The organism is Arthrobacter sp. C2, assembly GCA_024207135.1.
In the GTDB taxonomy this organism is placed as follows: Bacteria; Actinomycetota; Actinomycetes; order Actinomycetales; family Micrococcaceae; genus Paeniglutamicibacter.
Genome location: CP042428.1, coordinates 236,209 through 257,288 on the forward strand (window position 1 = coordinate 236,209; position 21,080 = coordinate 257,288).

Below are 21,080 nucleotides of genomic sequence, written 5' to 3' on the forward strand. Positions count from 1 at the left end.
GGGATGGCAGGGGGCCCGCCGTTGTTTTTGCGCCCGTAAGGTCTAGGACAGCGCCGACTGCAATGCCGCACCGACGATCCCGGCATTGTTCTTGGACTTCGCCGTGGTGATCGGGGTGGCGATCGAAAGCTGCGGCAGGTAGTCGTCGGCGCGCTTGGAGATCCCGCCGCCGATGATGAACAGGGTGGGGGAGAAGAGGAACTCCACGTGGGAGAAGAAACGCTGCAGGCGCACCGCGTACTCGTCCCAGGACAAGCCCTCGCGCTCGCGGGCCGACGCCGAGGCGCGGGCCTCGGCGATGACCGCGTCGATCTCCAGGTGCCCGAGTTCCACGTTGGGAACCAGAACGCCGTTGTGGATCAGGGCCGAGCCGATGCCCGTGCCCAGGGTGATGACCAGCACCGTCCCGTCGACACCGGCGCCCGCACCGAAGTGCACCTCGGCCAGTCCGGCGGCGTCGGCGTCGTTCATGACATGGACCGGGCGCCCCAGCTGCTCGGTGAACAGCGCATCGACGTCCGTGCCGATCCACGACTGGTCCACGTTGGCCGCCGAGCGCGCCACGCCGCGGTGGATGATCGCCGGGAAGGTGACGCCCACCGGGGTCCCGGCGCCGGGGGCATCCCCGCGGGCATCGAGCTCGGCCACGATCTTGGCAACGACCTCGGCCACCGCGGCCGGGGTGGCGGGCTGCGGGGTATCGATGCGGACGCGTTCGCCGACCAGCTTCCCGATCGAGAGGTCGACGATGCCGCCCTTGATGCCGGTGCCACCGATGTCGATGCCGATGGCCAGGGGAGTCGGGGTGGAGGCGCTGTGTGTCATGCGGTGGGGTTTCCTTCTCGAACGGGTTCTTGACGGGGCGGGTGGTGACCTGCGCTAGGGCAGGGTCAGGATTTCGGCGCCGTCCTCGTTGACGAGCAAGGTGTGTTCAAATTGTGCGGTCCGCTTGCGGTCCTTGGTGGTGGCGGTCCAGCCGTCGTCCCACATGTCCCACTCGATGGTGCCGAGGGTGAGCATGGGTTCGATGGTGAACGTCATGCCCTCTTCGATGAGCTGGCTGTAGGCCGGTGCGGCATCGTAGTGCGGGATGATCAAGCCGGTATGGAAGGATTCTGCCACGCCGTGGCCGGTGAAGTCCCGCACCACGCCATAGCCGAAGCGTTTTGCGTAGGCGGAGATGGTGCGGCCGATGACGTTGATCTCCCGGCCCGGCATGACCGACTTGATGGCCCGGCGCAGGGATTCCTCGGTGCGCTCGACCAGCAGCCGGGATTCCTCGTCAACGTCCCCGGCCAGGAACGTGGCATTGGTGTCGCCGTGGACCCCACCGATGAACGCGGTGATGTCGATGTTCACGATGTCCCCGTCCTGCACCACGGTGGTGTCCGGGATGCCGTGGCAGATGACCTCGTTGATCGAGGCGCACAATGACTTGGTGAAGCCGCGGTACCCCAGGGTCGAGGGGTAGGCCTTGTGGTCCAGCAGGAACTCGTGCCCGATCCTGTCCAGCTCGTCGGTGGTGACACCCGGGACGATGGCACGGCCGACCTCGGCCAGTGCCTGGGCCGCGATCTTGGAGGCCACGCGCATCTTGGCGATGATCTCCGGGGAGCGGACTTCCGGGGCATCGGACTTTCGCGGTGCGGGGCGCCCGACGTATTCGGGGCGGGGGATCGAGGCGGGGACGGTGCGTTGCGGAGTGGGGGTCCCTGGAACCAGGGAACCAATGGGCGCGGTTGAAGCTAAAGGCATGGTTTCCATTCTAGCGGTGTGACGGGACCCCAAGCCACGGCGCATTTACGTTTCGCACGGCGCTGCGCGGCCTCCCGGCGGTAGGGTGGTGGCATACCGAGTCACGATGCAGGAACGAAAGGTGGGTCAGTCCCGATGAGTGGAGCATTGCCCGGCGAGGGCGAATTCTGGTTCAACATCACCACAGGCCAGGTGGAGTCCGGTCCGCAGGGGGATTGGTCTAAGCTCCTGGGCCCCTACAAGTCGCGGGCCGAGGCCGAACTTGCCATGAGCAAGGTGCGCGAACGCAACGAACAGTGGGACGAGGCCGACGAGGAAGACGAAGAGTAGGGAAGGGAGCGGGCGGGCCCCGCTACTGCCCGAACTCGTGTTCCGGTCCCGGGAAGACGCCGCCGAGGACCTCGTCGTGGTATGCGGCGGCGGCACCTGCCACCACCGAGCGCAGGTCCGCGTACTTCTTCACGAAGCGGGCGCCCTTGCCCGCGCCGAGCCCGAGCATGTCCTGCCACACCAGCACCTGCCCGGTCGTGGCGCCGCCGGCACCGATGCCCACGGTGGGAACGTGCAGGGACGCATCGACCCGGGCTGCGGTTTCGGTGGGAACCATTTCCATCAGCACGGCAAACGCGCCGGCGGCCTCCAGCGCCTGGGCGTCGGCAACCATCGCGTCGGCCGCATCGCCGCGGCCCTGCACCCGGTAGCCGCCCAGGGCATGTTCGGACTGCGGGGTGAAGCCGATGTGCGCCATCACCGGCACGCCGGCGGCGACCAGCGCCCGCACGTGCGGGACGAAATACGCCCCGCCCTCGAGCTTGACCGCCTGGACCCCGCCCTCCTTCATCAGCTTCACCGCCGAGGCCACGGCCTGTTCGGGCGACACCTCGTAGGAACCGAACGGAAGGTCGCACACCACCAGGGCGCGCTTGGCCCCGGAAACCACCGACTTGGCGAAGACAACCATGTCGTCAAGGGTGATCGGCAACGTGGAGGAGTATCCCATCACGGTGTTTGCCGCCGAGTCGCCCACCAGCAGCACCTCGATGCCGGCGGAATCGAAGATGGAAGCCATCATGGTGTCGTAGGCGGTGAGCATCGCGAACTTCGCACCCTGGACCTTGGCCGACTGCAGGTGGTGCAGCCGGATGCGGGCGGTGGATGCAGGTCCGGGGGAGGCTGGATTTGCTGGTGTGGAAGGATGAGCACTCATGGGCAAGAGACTAATGCACATCCAGGTGAAGCAGTCGTTCCGTGTCATGAACGCAAAAACGTATAAAGTGAATTAGTGGGGGCGGGAACCGCCGCCAGAGAACCCCTTGTGGAAGGAACCCGCCGTGGATCGCCAGCAGGAATTCGTCCTAAGAACCATTGAAGAACGAGACGTGCGTTTTGTGCGGCTTTGGTTCACGGACGTGGTTGGTTCCATGAAATCCGTGGCGCTGGCCCCAGCCGAGGTCGAGGGCGCCTTCGAGGAGGGCCTGGGCTTCGACGGCTCCTCCATCGAGGGATTGTCGCGCATCTACGAATCGGACATGCTGCTGCAGCCGGACCCCTCCACCTTCCAGATCCTGCCGTGGCGCGGCGAGGTCGAGCCGACCTCGCGGATGTTCTGTGACATCCTGACCCCCGACGGGCTGCCGGCCGCCGCAGACCCGCGCCATGTGCTCAAGCGCCAGCTGGCGGTCGCCTCCGAGATGGGCTTCACCTGCTACACGCACCCGGAAATCGAATTCTATTTGTTACGCTCCTCCGAGCTGGGCCCCGACGGCTACCCGGTCCCGGTTGACCGGGGCGGTTACTTCGACCACGTCACCGGGGGCGTGGCCCAGGACTTCCGCCGCACCGCGGTGACGATGCTCGAGGCCGTAGGGATCTCCGTGGAGTTCAGCCACCACGAAAGCGGTCCGGGCCAGAACGAGATCGACCTGCGCTACGCCGATGCGCTGCAGACCGCCGACAACGTGATGACCTTCCGCACCGTGATCAAGGAAGTCGCGATCCAGCAGGGCATCTACGCCACCTTCATGCCCAAGCCCTTCTCGGACGAACCCGGGTCCGGCATGCACACCCACTTCTCCCTCTTCGAGGGCGACACCAACGCGTTCTTCGAGGCCGGGCGGGAATTCCAGCTCTCGGACACGGCCCGCCAGTTCATTGCCGGGATCCTGCACCACGCCCCGGAATTCACGGCCGTGACCAACCAGTTCGTGAACTCCTACAAGCGCCTCTGGGGCGGCGGGGAGGCCCCGAGCCACCGGTCCTGGGGACACAACAACCGTTCGGCGCTGGTCCGCGTCCCGCTGTACAAGCCCGGCAAGGGCCAGAGCGCCCGCGTGGAATACCGCGGCATCGACTCGGCCACCAACCCCTACCTGGCCTACGCCTGCCTGCTGGGCGCCGGGCTGAAGGGCATCCAGGAAGGCTACGAGCTCGAGCCGCAGGCCGAGGAAGACGTCTGGGGCCTGAGCAGCGCCGAACGCCGCGCCTCCGGGCACGACCCGCTGCCCGGCTCCCTGCACGACGCGATCCGCGCCATGGAGGAATCCGAGCTGGTCGCCGAGATCCTGGGCGAGCAGGTCTTCACCTCGTTCCTGCGCAACAAGCGCGACGAGTGGGAGGCCTACCGGCAGAACGTCAGCCCGTTCGAGCTGCGCCGCTACCTCGGGATCCTCTAGGCCGGCGGGGGAGCGAATTCCTTGCAGATCTCCACGCGGCAGCTGATTTCCGCCGGGTTCGACGACCTGGAGCGGGCCAAGCGTTTCCTGGGCGACAGGGAACTGGCCGGCATCGACCATGCAGCGCTGGTGCGCCACTTGGCATACGCCGCGGACCCGGACCAGGCGCTGCTGTCGCTGATCCGCCTGGTTCCGCATGCCCCCGCGGCGTTGGAACTGGCCGCCGACCCACGCACCGCCCCGGGGTTGCTGCGCCTGCTGGGCGCCTCCGGGGCCATGGCGAACTTCATGATCCGCGAACCCGGGTGCCTGGAGGTCTTCCGGACCCCGGCCCCCGACCGCATGGCGGGCCGCGACGCGATGGAACTGCGTGCCCAGTTGCTGCGCGCGGTGGGCGCTGATCCGGCCTCCGGGATCCCTCCGGTGGCGGGCGTCTCCGGCGAAGAGGGCTACCGCGTGCTGCGCGTGGCCTACCGCAAGGCGCTGCTGTCGCTGGTCCACCGGGACCTGGGCGCCGCCGATGCGCTCGAGGCGATGCCGGAGGTCGGCCGGGAACTGGCCGACCTTGCTGCCGCCGCCCTCGAAGGGGCCCTGGCCATCAGCCGGGCCGAGGCCTCCGCACGCTTTTCCGTCGAGGACGTCGCCGACGTGCGGCTGGCGGTGATCGGCATGGGCAAGTGCGGTGCCCACGAACTGAACTACGTCTCGGACGTCGATGTCATCTACGTCCACTCGTCCGAGCGCCTCGACGAGGAGCTGGCCCACACCGTGGCCACGGAACTGGCCTCCGGGATCTCCCGGGCCATCGACGCTTCGGGAACCGAACCGGGGCTCTGGGAAGTCGATGCCAACCTGCGCCCGGAGGGCAAGGACGGTGCCTTGAGCCGGACGCTGGAATCCCATGCCGCCTATTATGGGCGCTGGGCCGCCTCCTGGGAGTTCCAGGCGCTGCTCAAGGCCCGGGCGATCGCCGGGGATGCCGAGCTGGGCGCCGCCTACGAGGCCATGATCGCACCGCTGGTGTGGGGTGCCTCGGAACGCGACGGATTTGTCGAGTCCGTGCAGCGGATGCGCCGGAGGGTCACCGCAAACATCAAGCCGGCCGAGCTGGCGCACCAGATCAAGCTGGGCCCCGGCGGGCTGCGCGATGTCGAATTCACCGTCCAGCTGCTCCAACTGGTCCACGGCCGGGTCGACGAGACGCTGCGCGTGCGCTCCACCACCGGGGCCATCGCCGCGCTTTCACTGGCCGGATACATCGGCCGCGACGACGCCAAGAAATTCGACAGCTCCTACCGCTTCCTGCGCGTGCTCGAGCACCGCATCCAGCTGGTGAACCTGCGCCGGACCCACCTGATGCCGCACAAGGAATCGGGCCAGCGCGTGCTGGCCCGGGCATTGCGCTCCACCCTGGGCGTCGAGCTGTCCACCGCCGCCGCGCTGCTGGAACGCTGGGGCGAGACCAAGAAGCTGGTGCGGCTTCTGCACGAGCGGATCTTCTACCGCCCGCTGCTGTCCAACGCCGCCAACCTCTCCGCGGACGAGGTGCGGCTCTCGCCGGAGGCCGCGCAATCGCGCCTGCGTGCCCTGGGCTATGTGGACCCGAAGGCCGCCATGCGCCACATCGAGGCGCTCACCGGGGGAGTGCGCCGGCGCGCCGCGCTGCAACGGCAGCTGCTGCCGGTGCTGCTGGGCTGGATCGCCGAGGGCGTTGACCCGGATGCCGGGCTGCTGGGCTTCCGGCGGCTGAGCGAGTCCCTGGGCGAGTCGCACTGGTACCTGGGCATGCTGCGGGACTCCAACGCGGCGGCCGAGCGGTTGTGCAAGATGCTGTCGAACTCCCGCTTCATCACCGACCTGCTGGAGGTTTCCCCGGAATCGGCGGCGTGGCTGGGGTCCAGCAAGTCGCTGCAGCCCCTAGGGTACGAGGCGCTATGGGGCGAGATCTCCTCGAAGCTCAAGCGGAACCTCGGCCCCGACCAGGCGATCCGGCTGATCCGGGTCATCAGGCGCCGCGAGATCCTGCGCATCGCCCTGGCGGACGGCGCCGCGGTCATCGACCAGGACACCGTGGGACGGGCCCTGGCGGACAACGACAGGGCCGCCGTGCGCGGGGCCCTGGAGGTGGCCCAGCGCACCGAATATGCCGCGACCCCGCAGCTGGGCGAGTTCCTGGTGATGGCCATGGGCCGGCAAGGCGGGCATGAGATCGGCTACTGCTCGGACGCGGACGTGATGTTCGTGCAGCGCGCCTTCGACGAGGCCGACCAGCAGGGCGCCCAGGAACAGGCGATGCGCATCGCCACGGCCCTCGGCTCGTTGCTGGGCAGGCCCATGGTGCCGGCCATCCAAGCCGAACCCCGGCTGGAAATCGATGCGGCGCTGCGCCCTGAGGGCAAGAGCGGCCCGCTGGTGCGCTCCCTGGCTTCTTATGAGGAGTACTACCGGCGCTGGTCCCAGATCTGGGAACAACAGGCGCTGCTGCGGGCCACGCCCATGGCGGGGTCCGAGGAATTGGCAGCCGATTTCATGGCCATGATCGATCCGCTGCGCTACGAACAGGTCATGGGCGAGGAACAAATCCGCGAGATCCGCCGGATCAAGGCCCGCGTTGAGGCCGAACGCCTGCCCCGCGGCGCGGAGCCCGAGCGGCACCTGAAGCTGGGCCGCGGCTCCCTCAGCGACGTCGAATGGCTGGTGCAGCTGATGCAGCTGAGCCACGCCAAGGACCATCCGGCACTGCGCACCACCTCCACGCGCCCTGCACTGGCAGCCATCGCCGAGGCCGGGATCATCCCGGCCGAGGACGTGGCGCTGCTGGACCATGCATGGTCCCTGGCAACCAGGATCAGGAGCGCCGGGTTGATTTGCACCGGGCGGGTCAGCGACGTCCTGCCCAATTCCTGGCGTGACATGGAAGCGGTGGCCCGCTGGTGCGGCTACGCACCGGGGGAGGCCTCGGTGATGGAGGATGATTACCTCAAGGCCACCCGGCGGGCACGGCAGGTCTTCGAGCGCTACTTCTACGGGTTCGAGGACCGAAGCGCGTGAAGCGAACGTAAGGTGGGCTAGACCAGGTGTTTGTGGTTGTCATTGAAAGGGCAGGGAAAGTACCATGCACGTTACCAGCGCCGAACTTGATCAACTTGTCACGAAGGAATGGGACAAGGCAACGGCTTCCAACAATGGCCGCAGCGCCATCGCGGTGCTCAAGGATGGGCGCCTGCGCCACACCCTGATCACTCTGCTGGCCGGGTCCACGCTGAACGACCATGAAAAGCCCGAAGCAGCGACCCTGCAGGTGTTGCGCGGGTCCATCGTGGTCAATTGGGAAGGCGAGTCCAAGACGATCGAGCACGGGGGGCTGTTCGTGCTGCCCGATGCCGTGCACAACGTCGTGGCAAACGAGGACTGTGCCTTCCTGCTCACGTCGTTGGCGGGTTGACCTCGGACCGTCGCATGCCCAAGCCCTGTGTCAATAAACCTTGACGAGCCGACAGTGTCAAGATAGATTGACGTTGGAAGGCAGGTGTTCGATGACCAAGACAAAGCTTGAGCAGGGCGAGGACGGAACGATTGGCGCCTTGCGCGCGGTGTCCGACCTTCAACAGGACGCCAGGCGCCAGGAATCCGTGCTGGTGCGCCGCGCGCGTGCCGAGGGCTTCTCCTGGGAGGCCATCGCGCTTGCATTGGGCGTGAGCCGCCAGGCCGTGCACCAGCGTTACGGGAAGAAGTCCTAGCCGATTGCCTGCCCATCGCAGAAAGCAGAAAAGTCCGCGCGGGGCCGGAGCTTCACTCTGAAGCAACGGCGTCCACGCGGACTTTTCTAGTCGGTGCCGGCGAGTCCCGACACCCTACCTAGCAGCCGTAGTACAGCTCGAACTCGTACGGGTTCGGGCGCAGTGCCAGCGGCTTGATTTCGTATTCGCGCTTGTATTCGATCCAGGTGCGGATCAGGTCCTCGGTGAACACATCGCCCTCGAGCAGGAAGTCGAAGTCGTTCTCCAGGGCCTCAAGGGCCTCGTCCAGCGAGGCCGGGGCCTTCTGGATGTCCTTGGCTTCCTCGGCGGGCAGCTCGTAGAGGTCCTTGTCGATCGGGTCCGCGGGCTCGATGCGGTTCTTGATGCCGTCCAGGCCGGCCATCAGCTGTGCGGCGAAGGCCAGGTACGGGTTGCACGCGGCATCCGGTGCGCGGAACTCGATGCGCTTGGCCTTCGGGTTCGAGCCGGTCACCGGGATGCGAATGCCTGCGGAGCGGTTGCCCTGCGAGTACACCATGTTGACCGGGGCCTCGTAGCCCTTGACCAGGCGGCGGTAGGAGTTCACGGTCGGGTTGGTGAAGGCCAGGACGGCGGAGGCGTGCTTCAGCAGGCCGCCGATGTACCAGCGGGCGGTGTCGGACAGGCCGGCGTAGCCCTTCTCGTCGTAGAACAGCGGAACGCCGTTGGCCCACAGCGACTGGTGGCAGTGCATGCCCGAGCCGTTGTCACCGAAGATCGGCTTCGGCATGAAGGTTGCGGACTTGCCCCAGGCATCGGCCACGTTCTTGACGATGTACTTGAACTTCAGGATGTCGTCGGCCGAGTGGGTCAGCGTGTTGAACTTGTAGTTGATCTCGGCCTGGCCAGCTGCGCCGACCTCGTGGTGGGAGCGCTCGACCTCAAGGCCGGCAGCTTCGAGTTCAAGGCAGATGGCGTCGCGCAGGTCGGCCTGCTTGTCGGTCGGGGAAACCGGGAAGTAACCGCCCTTGAAGGGGGTCTTGTAGCCCTGGTTCCCGCCCTCTTCCTTCTTGCCGGTGTTCCACGGGGCCTCGACGGAGTCGACCTTGTAGAAGGAGCCCTGCGGCTTGGACTCGTACTGCACGTTGTCGAAGATGAAGAACTCTGCCTCGGGGGCAAAGAAAGCGGTGTCGGCGATGCCGGTCGAGGAGAGGTAGGACTCGGCGCGCTCGGCCACGCCGCGCGGATCGCGGTGGTACGGCTCTCCGGTGCGCGGGTTCACGATGGAGAAGTTGAACGCGAGGGTCTTCTCCAGGCGGAACGGATCGATGTAGCCGGAAGTGACATCGGGGATCAGCTGCATGTCGGAGTCGGAGATGCCGGCGAAACCGCGGATCGAGGACGCATCGAACAGCTGTCCGTCGATGAAGAAATCCGCGTCGACGGTGCGTGCCGGGACGTTGAAGTGCTGCTGGATGCCGGGAAGGTCGGTGAAGCGGATGTCAACGAACTTGACGTCTTCTTCGGCAATGTATGCGATGACTTCTTCGGGACTCTTGAACATGGTCAGGGACTCCTGTGTGGGGTTTCTGCTGTGACGACTAGCGTGCCGTGCCGTGAAACGTTTACCAACGTTTTCTTCCTGTGTTATCAACACTAGCCCCCAGCGATTACTCTCCTGTGTCTCGATTGTTTCCGTTACGTTACACGGACGCGGAATCCAGCCAATCGGGTGTTGGCTAAATCACATCACCTGCCCCAAGTGTGACGGAGGGTGCTTGGCCGGGTGCGAAAGGCTGGCTTTGGGCGCCGACGCCCGGTGTTTGCCCCGGTAGGCTGGGGGTGTGGAAAGAAAAGATTTTGGCTCGTGGCTCGAGGGCCCGCCGCAGCTAAGCAACCAGGAATGGCCCGGCAAGCGGTTGGGGCGCCCCGAAAAGGGACCCGGATCGGTCGCACGCATCGGCCGGCGTGTCGCGGCGTTGTTGTTGGACTGGGGGATTGCGATGCTCATCTCGTTCTTCTTCTTCAAGTCCGACCCGACCGCCAACCTGATCATCTTCGCGGCCACCCAGATGCTGTTTGTAGGCGTGACCGGACACTCCATCGGACACCGCGTCTTTGGCATGCAGGTCCAGGGGCTGGATGGCAGTGCGGTGAAGCCGCTGACCGGCATCGTCCGGACCTTGCTGATCTGCCTGGTGGTTCCGGTTCTGTTCAGCGACTCCGACCAGCGTGGCTACCACGACCGATTGGGCAAGACGATCCTGGTGCGCATCTAGCGCTTCGGATAGGCGCCGAGCCTGGGCCGCGGGCCCGGTGCACCGCACGCAGCTGCCGGATTAAGCAAGCAAGGTGGGTGTTGGAACCAATTGGTTCCAACACCCACCTTGCTGTTTAAGGAATGCTTTGCCTGGTGTTAGCGCATCTGCTTGCGGTTGGGCCGTGCCCGGTTCGGGTCGATGCCCTTCGGGATCGGCAGCTTGGCGCTGCCCAGGGTGCTCAGGCGCTTGTCCACGGCGCCGATCTCCAGCTTGGTGATCGACTTCGGAAGCTTCTTCATCTTCTTGCCGACTTCGGCAAGCGGGGTCTGGCCCTCTTCGTTTCCGGCGTTGATCACGTGGATCGGGACGTTCGGAAGCACCCGGCCCATGCGCTTGCGCTCTGCATCAACCAGCGTGCGAACGCGGACGTTGGGGCCCTCGGTGACCAGCACGACGCCTGCGCGGCCAATACCCAGGAACACCAGGTCCTTGGTGCGCGGGTTCACCGCCACCGGCTCGTCCTTCAGGATCCAGCCGCGGCGCAACACACTCATGGCCGCGCCGGCAGCGCCGGGACGTCCCTCGAGCTGCTTGAAGGCGGCCTTCTCGGCTCGACGCGAAAGGATCATGGTCGCAGCCAACAGGGCCAGCGGAAGCGCGATCAGCACCGCCGTGATCCAGTTGTTGATCAGCAGGCCGATGATCAGGCCCACAACAAGGATGCCCAGGGCAGCCAGAAGCATCAGCCAGACGACCATCGGGTCGTTCTTGCGGGTCATCTGGAAGACCTGGCCCAGCTGTTTCAGCCGGCCCGGTTCCTTGTTGGCCTTTTCGGCCTTCGGCTTGCGCGAGAACAGTCCGCGCTTAGGACTTGCAGCCTCGGACGAGGCGTTATCGGTGTTTTTGGCCATAGTGATTCAATTCTACGCGATCGGGCACCGGCTAGGAGCCGACCAGCGAGGAAGCCTCCTGGCGGGTGTCGCCGGAGCTGGCGATGTGTTCCAGCGCCTCCGGGATCGGGAGCCCCTTCTTGCGCATGGCCCCCGCCCACAACCGGCCCGCACGGTACGAGGAACGCACCAACGGGCCGCTCATGACGCCGAGGATGCCAAGCTCTTCGGCTTCCTGCTGCAGCTCCACGAATTCCTGTGGCTTGACCCAGCGCTCGACGGGGTGGTGGCGCTCGGTGGGGCGCAGGTATTGGGTGATGGTCAGCAGGTCGCAGCCCGCCGAGACCAGGTCCTTGATGGCCTCGGAGATCTCCTCGCGGGTTTCGCCCATGCCCAGGATCAGGTTCGACTTGGTAATCATGCCGTTGGCGCGGCCCTGCGTAATGACATCCAGGGAGCGGTCGTAGCGGAATGCCGGGCGGATTGACTTGAACAGGCGGGGAACCGTCTCGAGGTTGTGTGCATACACCTCGGGGGCGGATGCCGCGATCTCGTCCAGGTATTCGGGCTTGCCGGAGAAATCGGGGATCAGCAGCTCCACGCCGGTGCCCGGGTTCAGCTGGTGGATGCGGCGCACGGTCTCGGCGTAGAGCCAAGTGCCCTCGTCCGCGAGGTCGTCGCGGGCTACGCCGGTGACGGTGGCGTAGCGCAGGCCCATCTTCTTCACGCTCATGGCAACCTTGAACGGTTCGGCGCGGTCGATGGCCTGCGGCTTGCCGGTGTCGATCTGGCAGAAGTCGCAGCGGCGGGTGCATTCGGAGCCGCCGATGAGGAAGGTTGCTTCCTTGTCTTCCCAGCATTCAAAGATGTTCGGGCAGCCAGCCTCTTCGCAGACGGTGTTCAGGCCCTCGGACTTGACCAGCTTCTTCAACCCCACGTACTCGGGGCCGATGTTGATCTTTGCCTTGATCCACTCGGGCTTGCGCTCGACGGGCGTTTCGGAATTTCGCTGCTCGATGCGCAGCAGGCGGCGACCTTCGGGGGCGGCACTCATGATCGGGCTCCTTCGGGGGTAGTAGCGGTCAACGACACAATCGGGCTGAGCAAGGTTTCGAGTTCCTGCTCGACCCGGTCGAGGACGTCGGCTGGAGTGACGGTGGTTCCAGTTTCTTCGCTGATGCTTGTGACACCGGCGTCGGTGATCCCGCAGGGGATGATTTGTGAATAGGGTGCGAGGTCGTTGGAGCAGTTCAACGCGAATCCGTGCATGGTCACGCCATGGTCTACGCGGATGCCGATCGCGGCGAGCTTGCGGTCCTGGCCACCGTTGGTTCCGGCAACCCAAACGCCGCTGCGACCCTTGATGCGCACGGCGTCGATGCCGTAATCCAACGCAACATTGATCAGGGCTTCTTCGAGGGTCGTGACGTACTCGCGGATGCCCTTCATGTCGCGCAAGCGCACGATCGGGTAGCCGACCAGCTGCCCCGGGCCGTGCCAGGTGAGCTTGCCGCCGCGATCGACATCGATCACGGGGGTTCCGTCGACCGGGAGGTCTTCCGGCTCGGTACGGCGTCCGGCCGTGTATACGGCGGCATGTTCCAGGAGAAATACAACGGGGCCAGCCACGCCTTCGGTCACGTCATGGTGAACGCGGCGCTGCATGTCCCACGCGATGCGGTAATCGACCAGCTCGGGGGCATGGCCAATTCGCTCGAATTTGATGGTCATGGCGATAACAGTACGCCGTCTATCGGGAGGCCCTCGAATTGGCTAACCGTTTGTTTCTTGTGGATAACTTAAGCACGGAATTTCTCTCCGGCGTAGAAATGAATCATGGAATTCAATGAAGAGCCGTTGGCTTTCCCGCGGATCGAGGGGTACCGCACGATCCGCCACCTGGACGCGGGCTCGGGCGGCAGTGTCTGGGTCGTTGAAGACGAGTCGACACATGACGAACTGGCCGTGAAGATCCTCGGCCAGGATGCTCCCGAGGATGCCGCCGCAACCGAAGCGCTGGACCTGGACCACGAATTCCTCGTTGAAGCGCTCGGGATCCTCCAGACATCCCAGGGCCCCGGGATCCTGATGGAGTATTGCCCGGCCGGTTCCGCGGCGCAGGTCGTGGCGGTGCGTGGCCCGCTGAGCGTGGGGGAGACCATCACCGTGGTCGCCCCGATAGCCGGGGCGCTGGCGTACCTGCATGCGCGGGGCCTGACCCACGGGGACCTGTCGCCGCGCAACATCCTGTTCACGGCCGAGGGCAAGCCAAAGCTGGGGGACTTCGGGACGCACCGCATGGTGGGCCAGTTGCCGGGGGATCTTGGAACCCAGGGCTTCTGTGCCCCGGAAACCTTCAACGGCCCCGAATCCGGCCAGCTCGAACCTGCTCGCGATGTGTACGCCTTGGCCGCCTGCACCTGGTACCTTCTGACCGGGCGGCCACCCAATGCGACTGCCAACAGGGTCCCGTTGGGTTCCATGGTTCCGGAGGTCAATGACGAGTTCGCGAAGTTGCTCGAGCAGTGTCTTGACCAAGAAGCGGTGAAGCGACCCAGTGCGGAACAGTTTGGGCAACGGATCTTCGTTGCCGGGGAGCCGCTTCCCGTGGAGCTGAGCGAGGCGGTCGAGCCAGGGGCACTCAAGCACATGCTCACCACCCGGCAGGAGCCCACACCGGCCGGTCTTCTGGGCGGGCGCCGGAACAGGGGGAACCCCACGGCCGCCGACAGGGAACTGCTCAGGGAGCGCAAGGCGCAGATCAAGGCGCAGCAAAGGCCGGTCCCGCGCCGGCTTCGGGCGGCGTTCGGACTTGATGCGGCGGCCGCGGCGCCCGGAGCGGATCCGGGCGAGGGGGAACGGCAGTGGACCCAGGCGCATCGGGTCCACGGCCTGAAGCGCGGGAACCGCAGGGTCGCGGTGGCCGTTGCCGCCGGAGTGCTTTTGGTTGCCGTGGCGGCCGGGGGAGCGGGCCTGCTCAGGGCCAGCGGCGACCCGGCGGCCGCGGAACCGGTAGCAACGTCTTCCCCCGCAGGCGACCCTGCCCGCCAAGGAAAGGCCGAATCGTCCCGGGAACTGATGCTGGTGGCGGCCGAGCTGGCTGTGCGTCGCGACAAGGGATTGATGAGCCGGAACATGGAGCTACTCGAAGACGTCCATGTTGCCGGCTCGCCGGCGCTGGATGTGGATGGAAGGGTCGTGGCCCGGATGCGTGGGCTCGGCCTGCACCTGGAAGCCCTGGAAACTCGGCTGAGCGATGTCGAGGTGCTGCCGGGGAGCACGCCGGGACAAGCGGTTCTCGAAGCCTTCAGCGTGCAAGGCGGCTACCGCTACGTCGATGACAAGGGCAAGACCGTGGTGAGCGCCATGAAAGAGGACAGCCAGCGTGTACGCATGGTCTTGCGGTTCACGGAGGGATCGTGGCGGATCTGGGAGGTGACCGCCGCCGGCTGACCCAGCGGGGTGCCGGTGTGCCTCCTCTCGGCACACCGGCAACGCGATTATTGGCTCAGGCGGGCATCGAGGGTGATGGACGGAACGGCTGCCAAGGCGGCGGACACCGGGCAACCGACCTTGGCTGCCTGCGCATGCGTCTGGAATTCTTCCTCGGTCAAGCCCGGGACGGTGGCGTTGAGCGACAACCGGATTTCGCTGATCTTGGCGCCGTCGCTGGTGTCAAAGTCCACCTCCGCGGTGGTTTCCAGCCTCTCGGCGACGTGTCCGGCACCCTTGAGGATATTGCTCAGCGCCATCGAGAAGCATGAGGCATGGGCCGCGGCAATCAATTCCTCCGGGCTGGTCTTGCCCTCGGACGCCTCGGTGCGGGCGCGCCAGGTGACCGGGAATGTGCCGATGCCCGAGGTCTCGAAGGTGGTTTCCCCGCTTCCGGAAGCCAGGTCTCCGCTCCAAACGGTGCTTGCGCTTCTTGTGAATGCCATGGTGATGACTCCTCTGATCTGCAACGAGACGAAGGCGAGCGCCCTCAAGGCCCATCCTAGGGGCACCGGCTGGGGAACCAAAGAGACCCCGGGGAACGACGAAGCGGCCTGCCACCAGCATTGCTGGTGGCAGGCCGCCTGTGCGCCGGCAAGACTCCGGCAGGTGCGTTCCGGGTGGACTAGACCCAGAGGGTGGCCACGGCGATGGCGATCAGGGCGGTGCCGCCGGTTCCGTGGGCCAGCCCGGTGGGAACCTCAAGTCCGTTCTTGATCTTCTTGCGGCCCAGCAGGGCTGCGACGAAGACGCCGATGGCCAGCAGGAGCTTGACGCCGATCTTGATGTTGTTCACTTCGAGATCGCGCATCTCGAGCATGCCGACGAGAAGCAGCCCGGTCACCAGCTGGGCGATGGAGCCGTACCACTGCCAGATGTTGACCGTCGGGGTCTTGAAGTTGGCGAGCCAGCCGCCAAAGATTGCCGCTGCACCTAAAACGTGCAGGAATACCAGGATTGCAGTCAAAAAGGTCATGCCGCAAGCCTAATGGAAACTGCACACCATCAAGAATTTGCCCGGCCGAAGGTGGCGCAGGACATAGCAAAGGGGGCGCCCACCGCCAAGAAGCAGTGGACGCCCCCTCCAACCAAGTCCTAGAGACCCAGGTCTGCCTGGAAGGCACCTTCTTCAAGGCGTGCCTTCAGCGTCTGCAGGAAGCGGCCTGCATCGGCACCGTCGACCAGGCGGTGGTCGTACGTCAGCGACAGGTACATCATGTGGCGGATGGCGATGGTGTCGTCACCGTCGGCGTCGGTCACGACGACCGCACGCTTCACGATGGAGCCAGTGCCCAGGATGGCGACCTGCGGCTGGTTGATGATCGGGGTGTCGAAGAGCGCGCCGACCGAACCGATGTTCGTGATCGAGAACGTTCCTCCGGACAGTTCGTCCGGACCGATCTTGTTGTCGCGGGTGCGCTTTGCCACGTCGGCGATCTTGCCGGCCAGGCCGGCAAGGTTCAGGTCGCCGGCGTTGGAGATGACCGGAACCAAAAGGCCCTTGTCGGTGTCGACCGCAATCGCCAGGTGCTCGGCGTTGTGGTAGGTGATCTCCTGCTTGGTCTCGTCGTACTCGGCGTTCAGCTTCGGGTGCTGCTTCAGAGCCTCAGCCACGGCCTTGGCAATGAACGGCAGGAAGGTGAGCTTGGAGCCGTTGACGGCCGCGAACTCGTTCTTGGCGGCGTTGCGCAGCTTGGCGACGCGGGTCATGTCGACCTCGTGGACCTGGGTCAGCTGGGTGGAGATTTCCAGCGACTCGCGCATGCGGCGGGCAATGACCTGGCGGATGCGAGGGGCCTTGGCGACAGTGCCGCGCAGCGAGGATGCCACGACGGGTGCCGCTTCCTTGGCTGCCGGTGCTGCTGCCGGAGCCGAAGCTGCTGCGGCAGGCGCGGTCTTTGCCGCGGCAGCGGCATCGACGACGTCCTGCTTGCGGATGCGACCGCCAACGCCGGTGCCGGTCACGGTGGACAGGTCGACGTTGTTCTGGTTGGCCAGGCGGCGAACCAGCGGGGTGACGTAGCCGTCGTTGCCTGCAGCCGGAGCTGCGGGTGCTGCGGCCGGTGCAGCTTCCTGGGCCGGGGCGGCGGGAGCTGCGGGTGCTGCCGGGGCGGCAACCGGTGCTGCAGGAGCAGGCGCGGGAGCGGCGGCGGGGGCAGCCGGAGCCGGTGCGGGCTCGGCGGCCGGGGCCGGTGCTGCCTCGGCAGGGGCTGCGGGTGCAGCGGCGCCGGCGGCACCGATGACGGCCAGGACGGCGCCGACCTCGGCGGTCTCGTCTTCCGGAACGCGGATTTCCAGCAGGACGCCGGCGACCGGGGACGGGACCTCGGTGTCGACCTTGTCGGTGGAGACCTCGAGCAGCGGCTCGTCAACGGCAACTTCCTCGCCCACGGCCTTGAGCCAGCGGGTGACGGTGCCTTCGGTCACGGATTCGCCCAGTGCCGGGAGGGTGATCTCGGTGCCGGATGCCGGTGCTGCAGCGGCGGCCGGAGCAGCCGGAGCGGCTTCTGCGGCGGGTGCCGGTGCCTCGGCGGGTGCGGCGGGTGCCTCTGCGGCCGGAGCGGCTTCGGCAGGTGCCGAGCCGGAGCCCGAGCCATCACCGATGCGAACCAGTGCGGCTCCAACTTCGGCGGTCTCGTCTTCGGCGACGAGGATTTCCTCGATGACGCCGGCAACCGGCGAAGGGATTTCGGTGTCAACCTTGTCGGTCGAAACCTCCAGCAGCGGCTCGTCGACCTCGACGCGGTCGCCGACCTGCTTGAGCCAACGCGTAACGGTGCCTTCGGTGACGCTTTCACCCAAAGCGGGCAAGTTCACGGTTTCAGACATCTTGTTCCCGTTCTCCTAAAACTAAAAAAATTTGTGTGCGAGAGATCCGCGGTTTCCCGCACATCCCGTTTGGAGGTCAGTGCCTCCGAGCTTAGTGCACCGGGCACGCGCACCTCGCGGTGCGCGTGCCCGGTTAAGCATTTGTGACTAACCGTGCAACGGCTTGCCGGCCAAGGCCATGGCGGCCTCGCCAAGCGATTCGTTCTGCGTCGGGTGTGCGTGGATGAGCTGTGCAACATCCTCCGGGTAGGCTTCCCAGTTCACGATCAGCTGTGCTTCGCCGATCTGCTCGCCGATGCGCCCGCCGATGCCGTGAACGCCCACGATCGGGCCGTTCTTGACGCGAACCATCTTGATCAGGCCGGAGGTGCCCAGGATGGAGGACTTGCCGTTGCCGGCCAGGTTGTACTCAGTGGTCTCGATCTGGTCGTCGCCGAACTTGGCCTTGGCGGCCGGTTCAGAGTAGCCAACCGAAGCGATCTCCGGTTCGCAGAAGGTGACCTTCGGGATGTTGATGTCCTCGACAACCACCGGGTTCAGGCCGCCGATTTCCTCGGCGACGAAGATGCCGTGCTGGTAGCCGCGGTGCGCAAGCTGGACGCCCGGGACGATGTCGCCGATCGCGTAGATGTTGCCCACGCCGGTGTGGCAGCGCTCGTTGGCGAGCACGAAGCCGCGGTCCATCGGGATTCCGACCTCTTCGTAGCCCAGGTTCGCGGTGACCGGGCCGCGGCCCACGGCCACGAGCACGATCTCGGCTTCGAGGACCTTGCCGTCGGCCAGGGAGACCTTGACGCCGTTGGCGTCCTGCTCGACCTTTTCGAAGAAGACCCCGGTGTTGAACTTGATGCCGCGCTTCTTGAAGGCACGCTCCAGGTTCTTGATGATCGCCGGATCCTCGTTCGGGACCAGCGAGGGCAGGCCCTCTACGATGGTCACCTCGACGCCGAAGGACTTCCACACAGAAGCGAACTCGACGCCGATGACGCCGCCGCCGAGCACGATGGCGCTCTTCGGGAGGGTGTCCATGTTCAGCGCCTCGGTGCTGGTGAGGATGCGTCCGCCGATTTCCAGGCCAAAGGTCTTGGACTCGGAGCCGGTGGCGAGGATGATGTTCTTGCCCTTGTACGCCACGCCGTCGACGTCGATGGTGTCCTGGGAGACCAGGCGGCCGTTACCTTCGATAACGGTGACCTTCTTCATCTTCAGCAGACCCGTCAGGCCCTTGTGCTTGCCGGCGACAATGCCGTCCTTGTAGCTGCGCACTGCACCCAGGTCGATGGAATCGAGTGTGGTGTTGATGCCGTACTTCGCACCTTCGCGAGCGTTCTCGGCCAATTCTGCGGAGTGCAGGTACGCCTTGGTGGGGATGCAGCCGGTGTGCAGGCAGGTGCCACCGAGCTTGGCCTTTTCAATCAAGCCGACGGTGAAACCCAGCTGGACGGCGCGCAATGCTGCCGAGTAGCCGGCGGAACCGCCACCGAGAATGAGGATGTCGAATTCTTGCGTTGCTGCCGATTCGGCCACGTGAACGCTCCCTCGTTATGAGTTGTGGCCGACGTCGTGGACGGCCAGGGGTCTGTTGGGGGTGTACCTGCAAACCCGGGTCAGGGCTCGCACAAATACGGTGATGCTAGTGATCTATCAGGATTACCTTATCCCCCCGAAACGCGGTCGGCCACATACGGTGAGACAGATTGCCCGTGCCTGTGACCGGTTGCACAGCGGCGGCGGCCCTTCCTTGCGGGTGAAGGGCCGCCGCCGCATGCGGTCGCGGATTCCTACTACAAGAAGTAGAAATCCATGCGGCCGGGTGGCCTCGTGCCCGCTACTTGGCGGAGGACATCTCCTCGGCCAGTGCCACCAGGGTGCGCACCGATGAGCCGGTGCCGTTCTTGTGGGTGTAGCCGTAGGCTGCCTGCTCGTTGAACGCCGGGCCGGCGATGTCCAGGTGCGCCCACGGGATCTTGGTTCCGTCGGACTCGCCGACAAACTCGTTGAGGAACACCGCGGCGGTCATCATCCCGCCCATGCGCTCACCGATGTTGGCCAGGTCGGCGACCTGCGAATCGATCGTGGGACGCAGTTCCTCGGGCATCGGCATGGCCCAGGCGGCCTCGCCGGCCTTGTCGGCGGCGGAGACCACGGCGTTGCGAAGGGTCTCGTCGCCCATGACGCCCGCGGTGCGCAGGCCCAGGGCCACCATTTGCGCGCCGGTCAGCGTGGCGACGTCGATGAGGGCATCGGGCTTCTCGGCGCTGGCGGCCACCAGGCCGTCGGCCATGACCAGCCGGCCCTCGGCGTCGGTGTTCAGCACCTCGACGGTCTTGCCGCCGAACATGGTGATGACGTCGCCCGGGCGGGTGGAGGCGCCACCTGGCATGTTCTCGGCCAGGCACAGCCAGCCGGTGACCTTGATCGGCAGGCCGAGCTCGGCAATGGCGACGATCGCCTGGAAGATGGTGGCGGCGCCGGCCATGTCGCACTTCATGGCGTGCATGCCGGCGGCCGGCTTGATGGAGATGCCGCCGGTGTCGAAGGTGATGCCCTTGCCCACCAGGGCCAGGTGCTTGGCGGGCTTGGCCGGGGCGTATTCGACCTTGACCATCCGGGGCTTGCGCTCGGAACCGCCGCCAACTCCCATCAAGCCGCCGTAGCCGTCCTTTTCCAGCTTCTTGTCATCGAGCACGGTGACCTTCAGCGGCAGGCCCTTGGCGTTGTCCTTGACCGCCTGGGCGAAGGACTCCGGGTAGAGCACGTTCGGGGCGACGTTGACCAGGTCGCGGGTCGCGCGCACTGCGCGACCCAGGATCGCGGCGCGCTTCAGCGCGGCCGGCAGGTCCTTGTCCGCGGAGGCCGCGGTGGCGATGACAGCCTCGCCCAGCGGCAGCTTCTTGGCCGGGGTGGAGCGGTGGTTGTTGAACTGGTAGGCGCCCATTGCCACACCCTCGGCGATGGCGGCAGCCTGTCCCACGGTGGCCGCGGGCAGGGCGAAGAGCACGGTGGGGACGCCGGCGAGCTGGCGCGTGGCCGAGCCGGCGGCCCGGCGCAAGGCCTCCTCGGTCAGCGTGGATTCCTCGAAGGCGCCCAGGCCGGCGAAGGCCAGCGTCTCGGCCTTGGTCTCGGCGGTGGCAGGCAGGCGGACCAGTTCATCGGCGGCACCGGTGATGTTCAGGGCAGCCAGGGAACCCTGGAGGGATTCGGTGACCTTGGCGCTGAAGGGTGAAGCCACCAGAACCGGACCGTCGGTGCCCTTGGCGACACCAAGAACCAGTGCGCCGGCACTGATGCGCTTGATGTCGGTGGAGACAGCGGTCAGCTTGAGATCCATGGAGTTGATCACGAAACGATTCCTGTTCGTTGGTTGTGTACATGCACGTCGAATGCCCATGCACCGAAGGAGCCGAAACGGCCGCGTGTTCCCGGGGTTCCCGGGACGCAAACGCCGATTGGCCTTTATCG

19 protein-coding genes are annotated in these 21,080 nt (G+C 66.0%); 7 read left to right on the plus strand and 12 right to left on the minus strand.

Features of this window, described 5'->3' with window-relative positions:
• Nucleotides 1–42: 42 nt before the first annotated feature.
• Together ppgK and map are read right to left on the minus strand one after the other, a co-directional pair.
• The gene (gene ppgK / locus FPY90_RS01050) at nucleotides 43–825 is read right to left on the minus strand and encodes a polyphosphate--glucose phosphotransferase (protein ID WP_071213494.1); all 783 of its coding nucleotides are present in this window, start codon (nucleotides 823–825) and stop codon (nucleotides 43–45) included.
• A 54-nt stretch (nucleotides 826–879) separates the two neighbouring features.
• On the minus strand, nucleotides 880–1,755 hold the full coding sequence (map, locus tag FPY90_RS01055) for a type I methionyl aminopeptidase (RefSeq protein WP_071213493.1): 876 nt from the start codon (nucleotides 1,753–1,755) through the stop codon (nucleotides 880–882).
• Between the two features lie 135 nt (nucleotides 1,756–1,890).
• On the opposite strand from map, the gene FPY90_RS01060 reads away from it, so the two are divergent.
• Nucleotides 1,891–2,085 (plus strand): hypothetical protein, encoded by a 195-nt coding sequence (locus tag FPY90_RS01060; RefSeq protein ID WP_071213492.1) that lies wholly within the window; start codon nucleotides 1,891–1,893, stop codon nucleotides 2,083–2,085.
• Between the two features lie 22 nt (nucleotides 2,086–2,107).
• Here FPY90_RS01060 and panB read toward each other — a convergent pair whose 3' ends face one another.
• The gene (gene panB, locus FPY90_RS01065; RefSeq protein ID WP_071213491.1) at nucleotides 2,108–2,962 is read right to left on the minus strand and encodes a 3-methyl-2-oxobutanoate hydroxymethyltransferase; all 855 of its coding nucleotides are present in this window, start codon (nucleotides 2,960–2,962) and stop codon (nucleotides 2,108–2,110) included.
• A 124-nt stretch (nucleotides 2,963–3,086) separates the two neighbouring features.
• Here panB and glnA (FPY90_RS01070) point away from each other — a divergent pair, with 124 nt between their 5' ends.
• The 4 genes from glnA (FPY90_RS01070) to FPY90_RS01085 all read left to right on the plus strand — a co-directional run bounded on the left by glnA (FPY90_RS01070) (nucleotide 3,087) and on the right by FPY90_RS01085 (nucleotide 8,167).
• Nucleotides 3,087–4,427 carry a type I glutamate--ammonia ligase gene (gene glnA / locus FPY90_RS01070; protein ID WP_071213490.1) on the plus strand — a complete coding sequence of 447 codons (1,341 nt, stop codon included), beginning with the start codon at nucleotides 3,087–3,089 and terminating at the stop codon, nucleotides 4,425–4,427.
• A gap of 21 nt (nucleotides 4,428–4,448) precedes the next feature.
• Entirely contained in the window at nucleotides 4,449–7,478 is a 3,030-nt protein-coding gene (locus FPY90_RS01075) for a bifunctional [glutamine synthetase] adenylyltransferase/[glutamine synthetase]-adenylyl-L-tyrosine phosphorylase (RefSeq protein WP_498683366.1), read from the plus strand.
• Between the two features lie 64 nt (nucleotides 7,479–7,542).
• A complete protein-coding gene (locus FPY90_RS01080; RefSeq protein WP_071213489.1) occupies nucleotides 7,543–7,872 on the plus strand; it encodes a cupin domain-containing protein in 330 nt (109 codons plus the stop codon).
• A gap of 91 nt (nucleotides 7,873–7,963) precedes the next feature.
• A complete protein-coding gene (locus tag FPY90_RS01085; RefSeq protein WP_071213488.1) occupies nucleotides 7,964–8,167 on the plus strand; it encodes a transcriptional regulator in 204 nt (67 codons plus the stop codon).
• 118 nt (nucleotides 8,168–8,285) lie between these two features.
• Here FPY90_RS01085 and glnA (FPY90_RS01090) read toward each other — a convergent pair whose 3' ends face one another.
• Nucleotides 8,286–9,710 (minus strand): type I glutamate--ammonia ligase, encoded by a 1,425-nt coding sequence (gene glnA, locus FPY90_RS01090; RefSeq protein ID WP_071213487.1) that lies wholly within the window; start codon nucleotides 9,708–9,710, stop codon nucleotides 8,286–8,288.
• Between the two features lie 280 nt (nucleotides 9,711–9,990).
• On the opposite strand from glnA (FPY90_RS01090), the gene FPY90_RS01095 reads away from it, so the two are divergent.
• Complete coding sequence (locus tag FPY90_RS01095; protein ID WP_071213486.1) at nucleotides 9,991–10,425, plus strand: RDD family protein; 435 nt, start codon at nucleotides 9,991–9,993, stop codon at nucleotides 10,423–10,425.
• Between the two features lie 137 nt (nucleotides 10,426–10,562).
• Here FPY90_RS01095 and FPY90_RS01100 read toward each other — a convergent pair whose 3' ends face one another.
• From FPY90_RS01100 to lipB, 3 genes are read right to left on the minus strand one after another with little or no spacing between them, the layout of a single operon-like run.
• Entirely contained in the window at nucleotides 10,563–11,318 is a 756-nt protein-coding gene (locus tag FPY90_RS01100) for a DUF4191 domain-containing protein (protein ID WP_071213485.1), read from the minus strand.
• Between the two features lie 31 nt (nucleotides 11,319–11,349).
• Nucleotides 11,350–12,351, minus strand: coding sequence for a lipoyl synthase (lipA, locus tag FPY90_RS01105; RefSeq protein WP_071213484.1), 1,002 nt, complete (start codon nucleotides 12,349–12,351; stop codon nucleotides 11,350–11,352).
• Nucleotides 12,348–13,028 carry a lipoyl(octanoyl) transferase LipB gene (gene lipB, locus FPY90_RS01110; RefSeq protein WP_071213483.1) on the minus strand — a complete coding sequence of 227 codons (681 nt, stop codon included), beginning with the start codon at nucleotides 13,026–13,028 and terminating at the stop codon, nucleotides 12,348–12,350. The genes lipA and lipB overlap by 4 nt, the downstream gene beginning before the upstream one ends.
• A gap of 105 nt (nucleotides 13,029–13,133) precedes the next feature.
• Here lipB and FPY90_RS01115 point away from each other — a divergent pair, with 105 nt between their 5' ends.
• Nucleotides 13,134–14,750, plus strand: a complete 1,617-nt coding sequence (locus FPY90_RS01115; protein ID WP_071213482.1) for a serine/threonine protein kinase — start codon at nucleotides 13,134–13,136, stop codon at nucleotides 14,748–14,750.
• A gap of 47 nt (nucleotides 14,751–14,797) precedes the next feature.
• Here FPY90_RS01115 and FPY90_RS01120 read toward each other — a convergent pair whose 3' ends face one another.
• The 5 genes from FPY90_RS01120 to FPY90_RS01140 all read right to left on the minus strand — a co-directional run bounded on the left by FPY90_RS01120 (nucleotide 14,798) and on the right by FPY90_RS01140 (nucleotide 20,961).
• Nucleotides 14,798–15,235 carry an OsmC family peroxiredoxin gene (locus FPY90_RS01120; protein ID WP_071213602.1) on the minus strand — a complete coding sequence of 146 codons (438 nt, stop codon included), beginning with the start codon at nucleotides 15,233–15,235 and terminating at the stop codon, nucleotides 14,798–14,800.
• Nucleotides 15,236–15,414: 179 nt separating this feature from the next.
• A complete protein-coding gene (locus FPY90_RS01125; protein WP_071213481.1) occupies nucleotides 15,415–15,765 on the minus strand; it encodes a hypothetical protein in 351 nt (116 codons plus the stop codon).
• A gap of 119 nt (nucleotides 15,766–15,884) precedes the next feature.
• Complete coding sequence (sucB, locus tag FPY90_RS01130) at nucleotides 15,885–17,618, minus strand: 2-oxoglutarate dehydrogenase, E2 component, dihydrolipoamide succinyltransferase (protein ID WP_498683372.1); 1,734 nt, start codon at nucleotides 17,616–17,618, stop codon at nucleotides 15,885–15,887.
• 147 nt (nucleotides 17,619–17,765) lie between these two features.
• A complete protein-coding gene (lpdA, locus tag FPY90_RS01135; RefSeq protein WP_071213479.1) occupies nucleotides 17,766–19,145 on the minus strand; it encodes a dihydrolipoyl dehydrogenase in 1,380 nt (459 codons plus the stop codon).
• A 301-nt stretch (nucleotides 19,146–19,446) separates the two neighbouring features.
• Nucleotides 19,447–20,961 carry a leucyl aminopeptidase gene (locus FPY90_RS01140; RefSeq protein ID WP_071213478.1) on the minus strand — a complete coding sequence of 505 codons (1,515 nt, stop codon included), beginning with the start codon at nucleotides 20,959–20,961 and terminating at the stop codon, nucleotides 19,447–19,449.
• Nucleotides 20,962–21,080: the final 119 nt, after the last annotated feature.